Here is a 16,838-nt window from a genome sequence, read left to right on the forward strand (position 1 = left end):
TTTGGGTACTCGGGAACGCCGCTGATCGGCGAGGAGGAGAGGCAGGGGACGCAATGACGACACTCGAAGGCGAGCGCACGGCGGCGGAACCGAACCGGACGCGCCTGACCGAGGCCCGCGCGGAACTCGCGAAGGCCGACAGCCGGGCCGGACTGACCCTGGCCGTCCTCGGCGCGGCCCTGACCGCCCTCCTCGGCGCGATCACCGTCGGCGTCATCACGCCCGCCCAGTACGCCGCGATCCCCCAGCTCCTCGTCTGGACCGGCTGCGCGGCCTGCGCCCCCTCCCTCGTCCTCCTGAGCCTGGCCGCGAGGCCCGGACCAGCCGCGGGCGACAACACCCGACCGGAGACCCTGTCCCGCACCGCCTGGCTCAAGCACCGCTCCATACGCCGTGCCATGGCCTGGGGCGCCCTCTTCCTCACCCTGACCCTGGCGGGCACACTGGCCGGGCTGCTGTCCTAGCCGCCGGCCAGCTATGGCACGGCGCACGGCCGGATAACCAGGAGCGACGACTCCTCCAACCTCCCCACCATGGCAAAGGGAAATCGGTCGAGCTCAAGACAAAGACCGACGTCATCAGGATGAACCCCTCGACGCACCCCCTCCGCCAGCTCGGCGGCGGCACGCGACCCGCCGGCCCGACGAAGGAACTCAGTCGCATCCACCTCTGCCTCGGTGACCCTCCGAGCGATGTACTGAGCACACGCCAGATCCTCTTCGGCCCGCCCGCCCTCGCCGGTCACCACGAACGTGACACTCTCGCACTCACGCGCCCGCAGGACCCGAGCCGTCGCCCCCGCCACCACGAAGCCGGCGCACAGCACCAGCGACGCCTCCTTCACCGCAAGGGCACCGACCGTCCCCGCCGTGGTCTTGTGCACAACGGTCCGCCCACCGAGGTCGACGGACCGCAGCATCCCCGGCGAGTTGACCATGTCGAACCCGGGCGCCGGCGGCCCGTCCTTCAGCGCCACCCACTCCGGGTGGCGAGCCTTCAGCTCCAGGGCCTCGTCCAGCGACCCAGCGAGAACGATCTCTTCCGCCCCCTGAGCGAAGGCCCAGGCGGCCACCGTGAAAGCACGCATGACATCGACCACGACCGCCACGGACGGGGCCTCGACCAGCTCACCGATGCCGAGGAAACGGGCCTCCATGTCAGAGGTCGTCGTCATCGACGGGTTCGGGCTCGCGGACGTACGCGAGGTCGAGGACGTAACGTTCGGTGACGGGGCAGTTGTCCCAGGCTTCGGTCAACTGGCCGGCCGGGGAGTCGTCGGTGAGCAGGTCGAGGGTCTTGTCGTAGTACTCGGCGGTCGCCTTGCGGCCTTCCCACCAGGTATGGCCTTCGTAGACGCCCGGTCGGGGCAGGGTCATTTCTCCGGCGGGCCCGTACTCAAGTTGGTTGACGACGAGGACGCCGGTCTCGGACTCGATACTCACCGGGGCATGACCTTCCGCTTCGACGGGAGGTGCGGGCGGAGCGTCCCAGACACGGATGGCGACCTCAACGTCTATGTCGGGTTGCAGGCTGAGGATGTACAGGTGGTAGCCGTTGCCGGCCACCACCTGCCTGCGGGCGGCTTCCATGGCGTCGTCGTCGCTGAGGAAGGCGTCGGCGTCGTAGACCTCCACGACGCGTCGGGCCGGTTTGGCCTTGCAGCTGTATTCGGCGAGGAGCGCCATGACTCCGCTGCCCTTCTGCTAGTTGGTGATCTACCTGTAGTAGCTGCCCCTACATGGCTGACGCCGACGCGGACGAGCCCGGTGGACACTCGCAACCGAGCCCGATGACGATCTTGCTGCCGCACTTGTCGCAGCGCTCTACTTCCACTGGCCTCGTACCATCCTCAGGCGGTGCCGGAGTCGACTCGGTAGACGATCTTCCCGTCGAACTCGGCGAAGCCGAGTGACTTGTAGAACGCCCGTGCCCCCGGGTTGTCGCTGTCGGTCATCCATTCCACGCGGCTGCACCCGGGGCGCGCCGCGGCGATGGCACGGAGTTCGTCCATGAGGCGGGCACCAATGCCCTGCCGTCGGACCGTGTCACGGACATACAGCTCTTTGAGGAACAGGGAGTGCGAGGAGCCGGCGGCCGGCCAGAGGAACGAGTAGGCGGCGAGTCCGGTGATGTCCCCGCTCTCATCCTCGACGAGCAGCGCGGAGGCCAGCGGCGGCGAGCCGAACAGCGCCTCTTCGACCTGGGTCCGGCGTTCTTCCAGCGGCTGGATACTCGTGTCGGTCGCGCCGTAGAACCGCTCGATCTCCTCGATCAGCTCGGCCACGGCCGGGACGTCCCGCTTCTCCGCAGGGCGGATCGTCACGCTCATCGGCGCCTCCTGTCGTTCCTCGGTAGCTTCGGTCGCTGCTGCACTCGTTCGTTCCAACGCGTGATCCCCGGTGGCGGTACGGCACACGCGTCTACGACGACGACTGCGCGTAGGGGTCCCAGCCGTGCTGCCGCACGGAGCTCTGGACGTGTCGGATGAGGTACTCCAGGTCCGCGCAGTAGACGGACGGATTCCGGTAGCCCTGAGCTTCGCTGAAGCGGTGTGGGAGGTAGCCACCGCCGCACACGTCCACCAGTGGGCAGGCGCGGCACTGCTCGGCGAGCGCTTCCCTGCCGTGTTGCCTGTGCAGCAGTTTCGGATGGGACAGAGCTTCGTCGAAGGAGTGGCGGAGGACGTCGAGTCCGAGCCAGGTGGCGCCCTCCTCGACCGACCGCAGGGTGTCCACGGCCTCGATGGAGCCGTCGGACTCGATCACGACGCTCGTCGGCGGGGCCAGGCCGAGCGTCTCCACCGAGCTCCGCACGCCAGAGCTGAGGGCCACGATGTCCTCCAGCATCCGGACGGTGTGTCCGTATTCGGGCCGGGCGAGCCAGGCGTCGTACACCCTGCTCATCCACAGCCCGTACTCGGGCACAGTCGGGTCGGAGCGGTGCGGCGGGTCGTCGTGGGTCGCGTGCGGGAGGCCGAAGTCGATCACCGGCGGTTCGAACACCGCCAGGTAGTCGTGGACCTCCACGGGGTCGTTGGCCAGGTCCACGACAGCGAGCAGCCCCGCGAACAGGTGTGGCCGCGACCGCAGGAGTTCGATGCCGCGCACGGCGGAGGCGGCGCTCGACCGCCCGGCGTGCGTCAGCCGGTGCCGGTCATTGGCATGCGGCGGCCCGTCGAGGCTGACGCCGACCGCAACCTCGTACCGTTCGAAGAGGTCCAGCCACGTATCGGAGAGAAGAGTCCCGTTGGTCTGGAGCTCGAAAAGGACCCGGGTCCCGGTCGGCACGCTGTCCCCGACGACCTGCAACAGACCAGCCATGTGTCCGACGCCGACGAGAAGCGGCTCTCCACCGTGCAGGACGACGTGGATGGTCCGAAGTCGGTGTGCGGAGGCGTGTTCACCGATCCGTCGGGCCGCAGCCTGGGCCACAGCGAGGTCCATTCGGGCGGGCAGGCGCCGCGCAGCCTGGTCCTTGGAGTTGAAGACGAAGCAGTAGTCGCAGTCGATGTTGCAGCGGTTGGCGACCTTGAGGATGAACGTCTGGAAAGGAACGGGGCCTTCGGGTTCTGTCATCGAGCGGACGTGCTCACAGCGGCCAGGGCCAGATGAGCGAGGCCGCGTGGGCGCCGTCGCCGACCCGGCTCGTCGCGCCCTCCTCGGCCTCCAGCCGCTGCCGGACACGGGCGGCCACGCGGTCCAGGACGGCCGTGCCGACCGCCGTCGGCTCCGCAGACGCCGGGCCGGCGGGCGTGATGATGCGTGGCTCGGTGACGGACGCGGGTGACGGCATTCAACGCTCCTCGTGAGGTACGTGCCGGAAGTGGCACGGTGCGATGGGGCTTAAGCGACAGATCACCCGGAAACGTAGCATCCTCAACGACCCAGCCAGCACAGGAAATTCGGCCACATGGTCGGCGTCAGCCGGACCGCGACACCAGCAACCGTTCGATGTCGTCCACGGACGCGCTCGCTCCCAACTGCCGGTACACGGTCACGGCGGCTCGCAGCGAGTCCACGCCGTTACCAGGTCCGTGGATCGTCCAGTCGCAGCGGCCGATGCCCTCCAGCGCCCGCGCCTCCTCCAGCGGGCAGCGGATGTCCCGCGCGAGCGTGAGCGCCTGACCAAAGTGCCCACGGGCGGCCGTCGCTTCATCGGAGGTGAGCAGCAGCATCCCCCAGTGGTTGAGTACCTCTGCCTCGCCGCACCGATCGCCCAGGCCCCGCATGATCTCCAAACCGCGCTGCAACGCCTGGACCGCGCCCTCGCGTTCACCGACGATGCCGCGCGCCAAGCCCAACTCGCTCAGCGAGGCGGCCTCACCCCCGCGACTGCCGAGTTCGCGGTAGGCGCCCAGGGCCTCCTCCAGAAGTCGGATCGACTCTGCCGCATCCCCGGTCACACGCTCCACGACGCCAAGGTGACGGATGCTGTTCGCGCGGCCGAACCGTTCACCGAGCTCGGTGAAGTGCGTCAGGGCCTGGCTGTGTGCCGTCCGCGCTCCCTCCGTATCCCCGGTCAGCCGTCGGACGACACCCAACTCGTTCAGCGCGTAAGCCTGGTGCACACGGTCGTCAAGCTCCAGGTAGATGCCGAAAGCTGCCTGGTGGTGCCGCGCGGCCAGGTCGTACGCGCCCATGAGGCAGTGCACGACACCCAGGTCCCGCAGGGAGTTCGCCTCCCCGTACCGGTCACCTAGTTCTCGGTAGATCGCCAGGGCCTCGCTCTGCGCCTCCACCGCCGCCTCGAACTGGCTCATCTGCCGGTGTGTCATGCCGAGATCCGCGAGCGCGTTCGCCTGCCCGAGCCGGTACCCCAGCTCACGGTAGAGGGCGAGGGCATCGGTTTGGGCGCGGGCCGCGTCCTCGTTGTCCGCGGTCAGGTACCAGACGATGCCGAGTTGGTTCAGTGCCTCGGCCTTGCCACGCCGGTCGTCGACCGCTTCGTACGCCGTCACGGCGTCGTTGAGGGCCTCGATCGCCTGTGGGTAGGCCGCCATGAAGCGGCGTACGACACCCAGCTCGGCGAGGGCATCGCCCCGCGCCCGCTGGTCGCCGGTGTGGCGGGCGGCCTCGGCGGCGGTCCGATGGAGCGCGACGGCCTGGTCCCAGGGGCCGGCCTGGCGCAGGAAGGGCGCCATGGCTGCGGCGAGTCGGACCACGAGGTCGTACAGGGCGAGGCCGTTCGCCCGACGGACGCAGGCCAGGATGTTGGCCCGCTCGGTCTCCAGCCAGCTCAGGGCATCCGCCCGCGACTCCAGGACCGGCGTCTCCACCCGCGAGGTGTCGTCCGGCGCCGGTGGCACCGCGGCTCCGCTGCGCACGGTGTGCCCGTTCGCGACGGCGAGAGCGGCCAGGTAGTAGGTGCACACGCGCCGGACGGCCTGTACATGGTCCATGCTGTCTCCCTCGGCGGCGAGACCGCGAGCGTAGTCGCGCAAGAGATCGTGCAGCCGGTAGCGACTTCCCGGTTGCTCGTCGATCAGGTGGTCGTCGTAGAGCGCCTCAAGGTGCCGACGGGCCACCACGACGGAGACCTCAGCAAGAGCCGCACCGACGTGCGGGTCGAGATCGGTGCCGGGGAAGACCCCGAGCTGTCGGAAGAAGCGCTGACGCTCCGGTGCGAGGTCCCGGTAGGAGAGGTCGAACGTCGCGGTGACGGCGCGTTCCCCGGCGCGCAGCTCCCCCAGGCGGTCCCGCGCCGCCACCAGCCGCCCGCGCAGGTCCTCGGCGGTCCAGGACGGATGGTGCCGCAGCCGTGCCGCGAGCAGCGACACCCCCAGCGGCAGACACCCGCACAGCCGCACCAACTCGTCCACCACATTCCGGCCGAGAGCGTCGGCCCGCCGCCCACTGAGCCGCACGAAGAGTTCGACCGCGTGATCCGGCGGCAGTGCGTCCACCGACATGACCACCTCCTCGTTCGCCACCAGCCGCTTGCGACTGGTCACCAACACCAGACACCCGCTCCCACCGGGGAGCAGTGGCTCCAACTGTCGGTAGCTGGCCGCGTTGTCGAGAATCAGCAGCGCCTTCTTGCCCGCGAGCCTGCTCCGCCACATGGCGGCCCGGGCCTCGGTGACCGCTCCGACGTCGTCACCGACGGGAATCTGCTGCGTCGGCACGCCGGCGGCCGCGAGAAGCGAGGCGAGCGCCTCGCCGGCCTGCACCGGAGTACGCCCCGGCGTGTGCCCGTTGAGGTTCACGAAAAGCTGTCCGTCGGGGAAACGCTCGGAGAGCAGGTGGCCTGCGTGCACGGCGAAGGTGGTCTTCCCAACTCCGGGCATGCCGTCGATCACGTGAACGGGCAGCCCCTCACCACGCTCCTGTGAGGCCCGCACCGAGCCCACCAGCCGCTCCAGCTCCGCGGCACGGTCGGTGAACGCGGCGCTGTCACGCGGCAACGAACGCAGCACCTGGGCGGCCCCCGGTGGCCCGGCTCCATCCTCCGGTCGCTCCGGAAGGGCGGGAGGCCGAGTCTCGGAGAGTCCCGCGAGCAGGGCCGTCAGCCCCGCCATCGTCACACCCAACACGACGAACGAGAACCACGCGTGCTCCTGTAACCACCCCAGCCAGCCCGGCCACCGCGACTCATCGGACACGGCGTTCGTGACGAGCCCGACCAGCATGGTGGTCACAGCGCCGCCTCCGGCGACGACGGCGATCGCGATCCCGCGCCGGAGCCTCATACAAAGGCTCCAGCAGCAGTCAGGGGAGCGGCCGATTCACCCCTGGTGCCGCTGACGAGACACCACGCACTGCCAACCGACCTGGTCACGAAGGCAACCCCCGAGTAGAACGCCCCAACTTCCCTAACGGAACAATCCTCGTAGACCTTGGTCAAGGGCGCGTCTGAGCCAGGAGGTGCGCCAGCTGCCGCAAGGCGCGCCCGCCCACGGCCACCGCACCATCAGAAGTCCACTCGGGACCTACTCGGCATCGCGGGTCGTGGCCTCCGATTCAGCCGGTTCGGTAGACCTCCTGCCAGTACTCTCGCCCTTCTCGCCCGCCTCGACGTGGGCGCAGCGCCGCCGTTGCAGCTCATCGCGTTCAACGTCCGGGATCGTCATCGACTCGGCAAGCACGGCGGCGAGCGCGTCCACTTGAGTGTTGTCTACATCGGCGTGGAAGAGCCACCGGATGTTCTCGTCGCGCGTGATGAGGTCGATCGCCAAGCGCGAACTTTTGTCGTGTGTGATCGTTGCTCGGACGTATCGCACGTGGTCAATCGAGATGTCCTGACGGATGTCGGCTTGCTCAAGCAATATATTCGTCTTGGCCGTGATGATGCGGCGATCCGTGACGGCGACCAGTGTCTTTGCCGCAGCCTTGTCCCTCGCTGCCGCCAACTTCTCCTTCGCTCCGCCGACGATCGCAGAAATTGGACCAAGGTCATCGAGCTGGTCGGGGAAGCCGAGGACACGTAGGGTCGTCGCCGTCGTCGAGTCGATGTCCGAGTCGGACGTCGGATCGTCCACAACAGGTAAGTCGGCGGTATTGCTCCGGCCGTTCTCCTCAGGCCCGGCGATCTCCGTCGAGTCCGAAGGGTCCTGCATGCGATCTCCTCCCCCGCGGGCGCGCACAACGGCCGGACCTCGCGTTGACCGCCGAGGTCTACGGCTCAACGCCCTGCGGTTCGGTCCGAATCCGCCGGGCTGATTCCGCACTGGCCGGTGCCGGCTGAGCGCTCCGGGGCTTCGCTCCGGATGAGTGGATCAGCGCAGTCCGGCGAAGAGATCGTTCTCGGGTACGGCGGCGCCGGTGGCGTCCTTGACACGTACGAAGGTCTCCACGCCCATCAGCTCGCCGAACCTCTCCTTGCCCATCCTGAGGAAGAAGATGTTCTCGCCCTGACTGGCGTGCGCGGCCAGCGCGTCGAACTTCTGGCCGCTGAACGCGGTGGTGTCCACCCACGTGGTGATCTCATCGTCAGGGAGGCCGATCTCGGCCATCGCGGCGGCCTCGGCAGGGTCCGGCTCCGGCATGTCCGGATGAAACTCACGGATGATCTCGCCGAACCGCTGCATCATCGAGCGGGGCGCCGTGGTCCAGTACACCTTCGGTGTCAGCGCGGTCATCTCCAGCGCCGCCATCGTGATGCGGTGGGCCTGGATGTGGTCGGGGTGGCCGTAGAAGCCGTTCTCGTCGTAGGTGACGACCACATCAGGTCGGTAGTGCCGCATGAGTTCCGCGAGTCGGGCCGCGCCTTCCTCGACGGGGGTCTGCCAGAACGATCCGGGGGCGTCGTTGCTCGGCCAGCCCATCATCCCGGAGTCGGCGTACTCCAGCATCTCCAGATCGCTGACCTTCAGGACGTCACAACTCGCCTTGAGTTCCTGACGGCGCATCAGTGCGACGGCCGCCGGATCGTGCCCGGGATCGCCCGGCTTGACACCCCCCGGTCCGTCACCGCAACCGCCGTCGGTACACGTCACGAGGACCGTGCGGATGCCTTCCGCCGCGTACCGCGCGAGGACCCCTCCGGTTCCGGTGGCCTCGTCGTCGGGATGAGCGTGCACCGCCATGAGCGTCAGGGGCCGGTCAGTCATCAAGCAGTCCTCCTGCAGAGATACGTCTGGTCCGGTGTGCGGCGTGCGTACCGCGATCTCGGGGCCGGACCCTGCCGGGGCAGACGACCTTGTGGTCCCCGAGTTCCCGCCCGTGCGGCGCCGGTCCCTCTGTCGATGTAACAGTGCCGGCCGGACCCGCTGTTCCCGCGCGCCGCATGTCTCAGCGCCTCTGCACAACGCGTCGACGGTCGTGACCGTGGGTATCGGGGTGCTCGTCTGCTGTGCGGGGTTGCTGGTCATCAACTTGGTGTGGGCGCTCTTCACCCTCAACGGCCAGGTGTACGCCTCCATGGCGAGACGAGGGGATCCGGGCAGCCGCGTATTCCAAGCGTGAACAGGAACGTCGTCGCATGCTTGAGGATGACGGTGATCAGCAGGTGATCAGCAGGTGATCAGAGCCGGAGGTGCCGTCTCTGATCGGTGCTCGCCCTGGCGGGAAATGTGGCTGATTCACACGATAAGCACCTGTTTGGGCTGTAGGTGGGCGGGGACCCGCACCGCACGCCGCCGGAGCACCGAGGTTCTGCCCGGCGGGCCGGGTGAAACGACCGTGAAGCGGCTCGCCTTCCATTCACCTCACCGGACGTGAGGAGCACTGATGACAACAGACACCCGCTCCACCTCCCGCCTGCGAGACGATCCGCTCGTACGTCGCCTCGGCTGGGCCAGTGCGCTCCTGGGCGTGCCCCAGGTCGTCGCCCCGGCGGGCTTCGCGAGGGCCCTGGGCGTGGGCGACGCCCCACGGCACCGATCGGCCACGACAGCCGTCGGTGTGCGCGAACTGGCGGCCGCGACCGGGCTGCTGGGACGGCCGCATCCCGTCTGGCTCTGGGGTCGCGTCGGTGGTGACCTGATGGATCTGACGATGCTCGCCCGGGCCTTGAAGAACCACAACGGTCGCGGCCTCGGACGCACCGTCGCCGCGACGGCCGCGGTCACCGCCGTCACCGCCACAGACGTCTACGCGGCCGTGACCCGCACTCGCAGGAGCACCCCCATGGAACTGACCGCGGCCACCACCGTCACCCGATCCCCGGACGAGGCGTACACCCTCTGGAAGGACCTGGAGCGACTGCCGGACTTCATGGTGCACCTGGACGAGGTGCACGTGACCGGCCCGCGCACCAGCCACTGGCAGGCCAGCGCACCGTTCGGCAGGACAGTCGAATGGGACGCCGAGATCACTCAGGACGTCCCGGGCCAGCTGATCGCGTGGCGGTCGGTGGACGGTGCCGACATCGACAACTCCGGCGAAGCCCGTTTCGTGCCGGCCCCAGGCGGCCAGGGCACGGAGATACGGGTGTCCCTGCGCTACGACCTGCCCGGGGGGCCGCTGGGCAAGGCGGCGGCGCGCTACTTCGGCGAGGAGCCGCACCAGCAGCTGGACGACGACCTACGCCGCTTCAAGCAGATCGCGGAAACCGGTGAGGTCGTCCGCTCCGAGGGCGCACCCGGCGGCAAACGGGCCCGCGGTGAGTTCCCGCAGCACCCGGCCCGGCCGCTGACCGTGGACGAACTGAAGGAGGCCCTGTCATGAAGGCCAACTGCTGGACGGGGCGCAACTCGGTCGAGGTGCAGGACGTCCCCGACCCCTCGATCCTGAACAGCCGCGACGCCATCGTGAAAATCACCTCGACGGCGATCTGCGGCTCCGACCTCCATCTGGTCGACGGCTACGTGCCCACCATGGAGAAGGGCGACATCCTGGGCCATGAGTTCATGGGAGAGGTCGTCGAGGTCGGCCCCGGTATCAGTGACGGCAGACTGCGCGTCGGCGACCGGGTCGTGGTGCCCTTCCCCATCGCCTGCGGCGCTTGTGCGTCCTGCCGCGCGGAGCTGTACTCGTGCTGCGAGAACAGCAACCCCAACGCCGGCATGTTCGGTCATCCCACCTGCGGCATCTACGGGTACTCACATCTCACCGGCGGCTTCGCCGGCGGCCAGGCCGAGTACGCGCGGGTGGTGCTCGCCGACACCAACGCCCTCAAGATCGAGTCGGACCTGACCGACGAGCAGGTGCTCTTCCTGTCCGACATCCTGCCCACCGGCTACATGGGCGCCGACATGTGCGACATCAAGCAAGGTGACGTCGTCGCCGTCTGGGGCGCCGGGCCGGTCGGCCAGTTCGCCATGGACAGCGCCCGGGTCCTGGGCGCGGAAAAGATCATCGCCATCGACAAGGAGACCTACCGCCTCGACATGGCCGCCGCCCAGGGCTACACCACCATCGACTTCGAGGACACCGACGTACGGTCCGCCCTGCTCGAACTCACCGGCGGCCGGGGCCCCGACAAGTGCATCGACGCGGTCGGCATGGAGGCCACACACGGCGCCTCCCACGTCGACCTCTACGACCGGGCCAAGCAGGCGGTCCGCTCCGAGACCGACCGGCCGCACGCCCTGCGCCAGGCCATCATGTCCTGCCGGAGCGGCGGCGTGGTCTCGGTCATCGGCGTCTACGGCGGGATGATCGACAAGTTCCCGGCGGGTGCCTGGATGAACAGGTCACTGACCCTGCGGACCGGCCAGTGCCATGTGCAGAGGTACATGCGACCGCTGCTGGGCATGATCGAGCAGGGCAAGATCGACCCCACCCGGATCATCACCCACCGGCTGCCCCTGACCGAGGCACCGACCGGCTACGACCTGTTCAAGAACAAGAAGGACCACTGCGAGAAGGTCGTCCTCACACCGTGAGGGAAGCGATCGTCGGTGCTGATCCGCAGCGGCCGTAGGGACGCGGGAACCAGTAGTCACGCAGATGGACACGCAGACGAAAAGCAGGTGAGGCACCAACCGAATTCGGTAGGTGCCTCACCTGGTGTTTCTGTCGGGGTGGCGGGATTTGAACCCACGACCTCTTCGTCCCGAACGAAGCGCGCTGCCAAGCTGCGCTACACCCCGATGTCGCTGCTGTCGCGGCGACGACGTTTACTTTAGCCCACCGGTGGCTGGAGACGAAATCCGGTTTTCCAGCGGTGACGGACGAGGTTCGGGCGGGCGTGGTCCAGGGCCACGAGGAGGACCGCCAGGGCGTAGCAGGCGAGGCCCAGGAGGAGGGCGTTGCCGAGGGTCTTCCGGTAGCCGTCATGGTCGACGTCCAGGAAGGGGTAGAGGTAGCGGTCGGGGGTGCCCGGGAGGAGCAGTTCGCCTCGGATGAGGGAGAAGGCCAGGTAGGCCAGGGGGTAGAGGAGCCAGGTGCTGGTCTGGCGCATGCGGAACCGGCCGGGAGTCGTGAGCAGGAGCCAGTCCAGTACGGCCGCGATCGGCGTCGCCGTGTGGAGCGTGTGGTGGGTCACGGCCCGCAGGCCCGCTGGGGCCGCGGCCTCGCCCGTGAGGGCGAAGGGGCTCCCCTGGTTCGCCAGGAGCAGGTGGTGCACGAGGGTCACGATGACGACGTAGAACAGGGTGGCGCCCAGTACGGCCGCTGGGAGAGGGCGACCGGCTGTCCAGGCGCGGCGGGCTGAGAGGGCCATGACCAGCGCGAGAAGGATGTTGGCCTGGATCGCGAAGTAGCCCAGGGCGCGGGACCAGTCACTCAGAAGCAGTTCGAGTGTCACGCCCAGTGCCGCCGCGAGGGCGATCAGCAGGCGGAAGGCCGCGGCCGCCGGGCGGCGGACCGGGGGGACGACGGCCGTGGCGGGGACAGGGGAGGGCTTCAGTGCGGGCTTGCCCGGAATCGCTGGGAGGTCCGGTATGTCCCTGGGTATCGGGGCGGTCATGCCACCCAAGCTGACAGAAGCGGACATACTGGGCTATGTGGGTGGGGCTGTGTGGGTTACTCCGAGGCGTTCCACCTGCCCCGACCCGCCCAGTGGCCCCCGTCGCCCGGGCGACCGCCGCCCCGATTACTCCCGGCCCACCAACGTCAGCAATGTCGCCTCCGGCGGGCACGCGAACCGTACCGGTGTGTAGCGGCTCGTCCCGCAGCCCGCCGACACGTGCAGGTACGACGTACGGCCCTCCGCCGTGTGTGTCGACAGGCCCTTGACGCGGTCCGTGTCCAGGTCGCAGTTGGTGACCAGGGCGCCGTAGAAGGGGATGCACAGCTGGCCGCCGTGGGTGTGACCGGCCAGGATCAGGGGATACGCGTCGGCCGTGAAGGCGTCCAGGGTGCGCAGGTACGGGGCGTGGACGACGCCCATCGAGAAGTCCGCCGAGTCCGACGGGCCGCCGGCCACCTGGTCGTAGCGGTCCCGCTTGATGTGCGGGTCGTCCAGGCCGGTCAGCTCCAGCGAGACGCCCTCGATCTTGAGCGTGCCGCGTGTGTTGGTCAGGTTGAGCCAGCCCGCCGCGTCGAAGGAGTCCCGGATGTCCTCCCACGGGTTGTGCACCGCGCCGACGACCGGCGGGTTGCCGTTCAGGCCGTGACGGCCCTGGACCTTCTCGAGCAGGTAGCGGGCGGGGTTGCGCAGAGTCGGACCGTAGTAGTCGTTCGAGCCGAAGACGTACGCGCCCGGGAACTCCATCAGCGGGCCGAGCGCGTCCAGGACCTCCGGGACGCCCTCCGGGTCGGAGAGGTTGTCGCCCGTGTTGATCACGAAGTCGGGGCGCAGGCCGGCCAGCGAGCGGAGCCAGCGCTGCTTCTTGCGCTGGCCGCTGACCATGTGGATGTCCGAGACCTGGAGCACGCGCAGGGGACGCATCCCCGACGGCAGGACCGGGACGGTCACCCGGCGGAGGCGGAACGAGCGGGCCTCGAAACCCGCCGAGTACAACAGACCGGCGGCGCCAGCCGCCGCGATTCCCAGGGGAACTCCGTATCGCGCGCGCATGCGTCCATCGTGTCAGACCCCGGGCGCTGCCCGTGCCGGGCGATGCCCGAAACTCCCTGCCCGCACCCGGTACCGGAGCCATCGCCCCGCAAATCACGGGCGCCCTTCCGCCCGCACCTGCGACAATCGACCCCATGACCACGCTCAAGTCGAAGCTGCAGGATGACCTCAACGCCGCGATCAAGGAGCGCGACGAGCTCCGCTCCTCGACGCTCCGGCTGACGCTCGCCGCGATCACCAAGGAGGAGGTCGCGGGCAAGGAGAAGCGCGAGCTCTCCGACGACGAGGTGCAGAAGGTGATCACCCGGGAGGCGAAGAAGCGGCGCGAGGCGGCCGAGGCCTTCGCGCAGGGTGGTCGTGCCGAGCAGGCCGAGCGGGAGAAGGCGGAGGGCGAGGTGCTCGCCGGCTACCTGCCCAAGCAGCTGTCGGACGAGGAGCTGCGGCAGATCGTGGCCCAGGCCGTCGAGGAGGCCAGGGCCGCAGGTGCCGAGGGGCCGCGGGCCATGGGTGCCGTCATGAAGATCGTGAACCCGAAGGTGGCCGGGCAGGCCGAGGGCGGCCGCGTCGCCGCGGTGGTGAAGAAGCTGCTGGCGGGCTGACCCAGTCAGCCGGACCAGGACCCAGTCGGCCGGACCAGGGCTGACCCAGTCAGCCGGACCAGCGCTGACCCAGTCAGTCCACCAAGGGCTGACCCAGTCAGCCATACAAGACTGACCCACTCAGTCATACAAGGGCGGCCCCCTCCTCTCCCCGGCCGGGAAGAAGAGGGGGCCGCCCTGTTCGTTCACACAGTCACACCGCCGGGCTCAGCCGAAGCGCCCGCCGCTCCCGTTCCCGCCCCCGTTGCCCTGCCCCCGGAAGAAGCCTTCCGGGATGGAGAACGATGGCGTCGGGAAGGCCTCGCCGCCCCCGCCGCCGTTGTTGTTGCCGCCGACCAGGCCGCCGATGAAGCCGTCGTTGTCGTTGTCGTTGTCGCCCTCGTCGCCGCGGTCCTCGTCGTCGCGGTCCCGGTCGATGCCGTCGGGGATGTGGACGTCGTTGAACTGTTCGACGGGCTTGCCCTCCAGCGCGCCGGACATCATGTCGCGCCAGATCGGGCCGGGGACCTCACCACCGAAGACCTTGCCGTACGGCCGACCGCCGATGGTGATGCCGGACATCTTCCGCTTGTGCGCCGGGTCGCCGACCCACACCGCGCCGGCCATGTTCGGCGTGTAGCCCACGAACCAGGCGGCGTAGCGCTCGTCCGTCGTACCGGTCTTGCCCGCGCTGGGACGGCCGCTGAGGCCCGCCTTCGAACCCGTGCCGTCCTCGACGACGCCCTTCAGCAGCGCGTTGATCGTGTCGGCGGTCTTCTCGGACATGGCGCGCGAGCAGGTCGACTTCGGCACCTCGAGGGACTTCTTCTGGTCGCCGACGCGCTGGCTGACCGACTCGATGGCGACCGGGGTGCAGTACATGCCGCGCGAGGCGAAGGTAGCGTACGCGTTCGCCATGGTCAGCGGGGACATCTCCTGGGTGCCGAGGGCGATGGACGGCGCCTGGTCCATCTTGCGGCCGTCGGCCCGCTCGACGCCCATCTTCTTCGCCATCGTCGTCACCGGGCAGATGCCGATGTCGCTGATCATCTGGACGTAGTAGGTGTTGACCGACTTGGCGGTCGCCTCCTTCATGTCGTACGGGCCGACCTCCGAGTCGTTCTCGTTCTCGAGCTTGGCCGGGTTGGAGCGGTCGTTCACCCACCGCTTGCCGTCACAGGCCGAGACCGGGCTCGGGTAGGCCATCTGATAGGGCGAGGAGTAGACCTTGTTCGCCGGCATGCCGTCCTCGAGGGCCGCGGCGGCCACGATCGGCTTGAACGTCGAACCGGGCTGGTAGCCCATGCCGCCGCCCATCGAGCCGTTGACGGAGAGGTTGAGCTGCGTCTCGTTCTTGCCGAAGCCGTACGGACGCGACTGGCCCATGGCGACGATCTTGCCGGTGCCGGGCTGGACGATGGTCGCGGCGGTCGCCACCTCGTCGCTCTTGTAGACGTGGTTCTTGATGGAGCGCTGTGCCGACCTCTGGGCCTGCGGGTCCATGGTGGTGCGGACGGTGAGGCCGCCCTGGTTCCAGAGCTTGGCCCGCTCCTCCTTGGTCTTGCCGAAGACCGGGTCGGTCAGGAAGACCTCGCGCACGTAGTCACAGAAGAAGCCCGCGCCCTTGACCGCCGTGATGCAGCCGTTCTTGGGCTTCTTGACCTTCAGGCCCAGGGGCGCCTTCATCGCCTCGGCCGCCTGCGCCCGGGAGATGTCTCCGACGTCGGCCATGCGCTGCAGCACGATGTTGCGGCGCTTGGTGGCCTCAGCCTCGTCGTTGACCGGGTCGTACCGGCTGGGCGACTGGACGATGCCGGCCAGGAGGGCCGCCTCCTGCACGTTCAGGTCCTTGGCGGACTTGGAGAAGTAGCGCTGGGCCGCGGCCTCGACGCCGTAGGCCTGCTGACCGAAGAACGTGATGTTCAGGTAGTTCTCGAGGATCTTCTTCTTCCCGAGCTCCTCCTCGACCTGGATCGCGTACTTGAGCTCGCGGATCTTGCGGCCGATGGTCTGCTGGGTGGCCTGCGCGACCTTCGTCGGGTCGTCGCCGGCCTCCTCGACGAAGACGTTCTTCACGTACTGCTGCGTCAGGGTCGAGGCGCCCTCGGAGACCCCGCCGGTCTGCGCGTTCTTGTTGAGGGCGCGCAGGACGCCCTTCAGGTCGACGGCGCCGTGCTGGTAGAAGCGCGAGTCCTCGATCGCGACGATCGCCTTCTGCATGTACGGCGAGACGTCCTTGAGGGGGACCACCGTGCGGTCACGCGAGTAGACCGTGGCGATCCGGCCGCCGTCGGCGTCGAGGATCGAGGTGCGCTGGCTCAGCGGCGGGGTCTTCATGGTGGCCGGGAGCTCGTCGAAGCTCTCGACCGATCCCTTCGCCGCCAGCCCCAGCGCGCCCACCGCGGGCAGCGCGATGCCGGCCAGCACGGCCCCCGCCAGGACACTGACACCGAGGAACTTGGCGGCCTGCTGCGTGGGTGACAGGCCACCGCCCGAGCGCTTCTTTGGCATGAGGGCAGCCTACGTTCTCATTCGCCGGACAGGCGTATAGGCATTGGCCTAAGCTGCTCTCAACTGTCACAGCAGTGAGGCCACGTATCAATACGTCCGGCGACCCCGAATCGTTCTGGGTGTTCCCCAACTTTTTTGTTGGGGTCGTGTCCGAATCCGCCTTGTGTGTCATACGGCGTCCGTTGTGACGCAACTGAACTGCCCCGGTTTGCCGGGAAGGTTACGTATGCCGCCAGCTCACTCCCCCGGGTGATCTGCCGCTTACCCATAGTCCGTTCGGGCCATTCAAGATTGGGCCCGCTGGGGGTGTTGCGCTGTGCCCACCTTCCGTAACGTCCTCAACTGGCAGCGGTGAATATGCCGCTGCCGCCGTGGGGGAGCCTCGATTCGGGAGAGGACGGCGCC

15 protein-coding genes, 1 tRNA gene and 1 pseudogene are annotated in these 16,838 nt (G+C 68.6%); 5 read left to right on the top strand and 12 right to left on the bottom strand.

What is annotated here, in order from left to right:
• The first annotated feature begins 53 nt into the window (after positions 1–53).
• Positions 54–464, top strand: coding sequence for a Pycsar system effector family protein (locus IE212_RS14555; RefSeq protein ID WP_190198229.1), 411 nt, complete (start codon positions 54–56; stop codon positions 462–464).
• An 11-nt stretch (positions 465–475) separates the two neighbouring features.
• On the opposite strand, the gene IE212_RS14560 is transcribed toward IE212_RS14555, so the two are convergent.
• From IE212_RS14560 to IE212_RS14595, 8 genes are all read right to left on the bottom strand, one after another.
• Positions 476–1,156: a 2-phosphosulfolactate phosphatase gene (locus IE212_RS14560; RefSeq protein WP_190198230.1), complete on the bottom strand. Its 681-nt coding sequence runs from the start codon at positions 1,154–1,156 to the stop codon at positions 476–478.
• A gap of 1 nt (position 1,157) precedes the next feature.
• A complete protein-coding gene (locus IE212_RS14565; RefSeq protein ID WP_190198231.1) occupies positions 1,158–1,685 on the bottom strand; it encodes a hypothetical protein in 528 nt (175 codons plus the stop codon).
• A gap of 164 nt (positions 1,686–1,849) precedes the next feature.
• Positions 1,850–2,329 carry a cyclophane-containing RiPP N-acetyltransferase HaaN gene (haaN, locus tag IE212_RS14570; RefSeq protein WP_190198232.1) on the bottom strand — a complete coding sequence of 160 codons (480 nt, stop codon included), beginning with the start codon at positions 2,327–2,329 and terminating at the stop codon, positions 1,850–1,852.
• Positions 2,330–2,420: 91 nt separating this feature from the next.
• Positions 2,421–3,575, bottom strand: a complete 1,155-nt coding sequence (locus IE212_RS14575) for an FxsB family cyclophane-forming radical SAM/SPASM peptide maturase (protein ID WP_190198233.1) — start codon at positions 3,573–3,575, stop codon at positions 2,421–2,423.
• A gap of 13 nt (positions 3,576–3,588) precedes the next feature.
• Positions 3,589–3,792: a HaaA family cyclophane-containing RiPP peptide gene (gene haaA / locus IE212_RS14580; RefSeq protein WP_190198234.1), complete on the bottom strand. Its 204-nt coding sequence runs from the start codon at positions 3,790–3,792 to the stop codon at positions 3,589–3,591.
• Positions 3,793–3,919: 127 nt separating this feature from the next.
• On the bottom strand, positions 3,920–6,688 hold the full coding sequence (gene haaT / locus IE212_RS14585) for a cyclophane-containing RiPP biosynthesis TPR protein HaaT (RefSeq protein WP_190198235.1): 2,769 nt from the start codon (positions 6,686–6,688) through the stop codon (positions 3,920–3,922).
• Positions 6,689–6,928: 240 nt separating this feature from the next.
• Entirely contained in the window at positions 6,929–7,555 is a 627-nt protein-coding gene (locus IE212_RS14590; RefSeq protein WP_229864305.1) for a hypothetical protein, read from the bottom strand.
• A gap of 159 nt (positions 7,556–7,714) precedes the next feature.
• Entirely contained in the window at positions 7,715–8,548 is an 834-nt protein-coding gene (locus tag IE212_RS14595; protein WP_190198236.1) for a PIG-L family deacetylase, read from the bottom strand.
• A 184-nt stretch (positions 8,549–8,732) separates the two neighbouring features.
• Between IE212_RS14595 and IE212_RS14600 the strand changes: the two are divergent.
• From IE212_RS14600 to IE212_RS14610, 3 genes and pseudogenes are all read left to right on the top strand, one after another.
• Positions 8,733–8,961: pseudogene (locus tag IE212_RS14600) on the top strand (hypothetical protein); the annotation flags it as partial.
• Between the two features lie 206 nt (positions 8,962–9,167).
• On the top strand, positions 9,168–10,106 hold the full coding sequence (locus IE212_RS14605; protein ID WP_190198237.1) for an SRPBCC family protein: 939 nt from the start codon (positions 9,168–9,170) through the stop codon (positions 10,104–10,106).
• Positions 10,103–11,266 carry a zinc-dependent alcohol dehydrogenase gene (locus IE212_RS14610; protein WP_190198238.1) on the top strand — a complete coding sequence of 388 codons (1,164 nt, stop codon included), beginning with the start codon at positions 10,103–10,105 and terminating at the stop codon, positions 11,264–11,266. The genes IE212_RS14605 and IE212_RS14610 overlap by 4 nt, the downstream gene beginning before the upstream one ends.
• A 133-nt stretch (positions 11,267–11,399) precedes the next feature.
• On the opposite strand, the gene IE212_RS14615 is transcribed toward IE212_RS14610, so the two are convergent.
• The 3 genes from IE212_RS14615 to IE212_RS14625 form a co-directional block, all read right to left on the bottom strand.
• Positions 11,400–11,473, bottom strand: a tRNA-Pro gene (locus IE212_RS14615).
• A 32-nt stretch (positions 11,474–11,505) separates the two neighbouring features.
• Complete coding sequence (locus tag IE212_RS14620) at positions 11,506–12,291, bottom strand: Pr6Pr family membrane protein (RefSeq protein ID WP_190198239.1); 786 nt, start codon at positions 12,289–12,291, stop codon at positions 11,506–11,508.
• Positions 12,292–12,417: 126 nt separating this feature from the next.
• Entirely contained in the window at positions 12,418–13,344 is a 927-nt protein-coding gene (locus tag IE212_RS14625) for a metallophosphoesterase (RefSeq protein ID WP_190198240.1), read from the bottom strand.
• Between the two features lie 134 nt (positions 13,345–13,478).
• Between IE212_RS14625 and IE212_RS14630 the strand changes: the two genes are divergently transcribed.
• A complete protein-coding gene (locus IE212_RS14630) occupies positions 13,479–13,943 on the top strand; it encodes a GatB/YqeY domain-containing protein (RefSeq protein WP_190198241.1) in 465 nt (154 codons plus the stop codon).
• Positions 13,944–14,150: 207 nt separating this feature from the next.
• On the opposite strand, the gene IE212_RS14635 is transcribed toward IE212_RS14630, so the two are convergent.
• A complete protein-coding gene (locus IE212_RS14635; RefSeq protein ID WP_190198242.1) occupies positions 14,151–16,433 on the bottom strand; it encodes a transglycosylase domain-containing protein in 2,283 nt (760 codons plus the stop codon).
• Positions 16,434–16,838: the final 405 nt, after the last annotated feature.

This window comes from Streptomyces djakartensis (genome assembly GCF_014651075.1).
GTDB lineage: Bacteria > Actinomycetota > Actinomycetes > Streptomycetales > Streptomycetaceae > Streptomyces > Streptomyces djakartensis.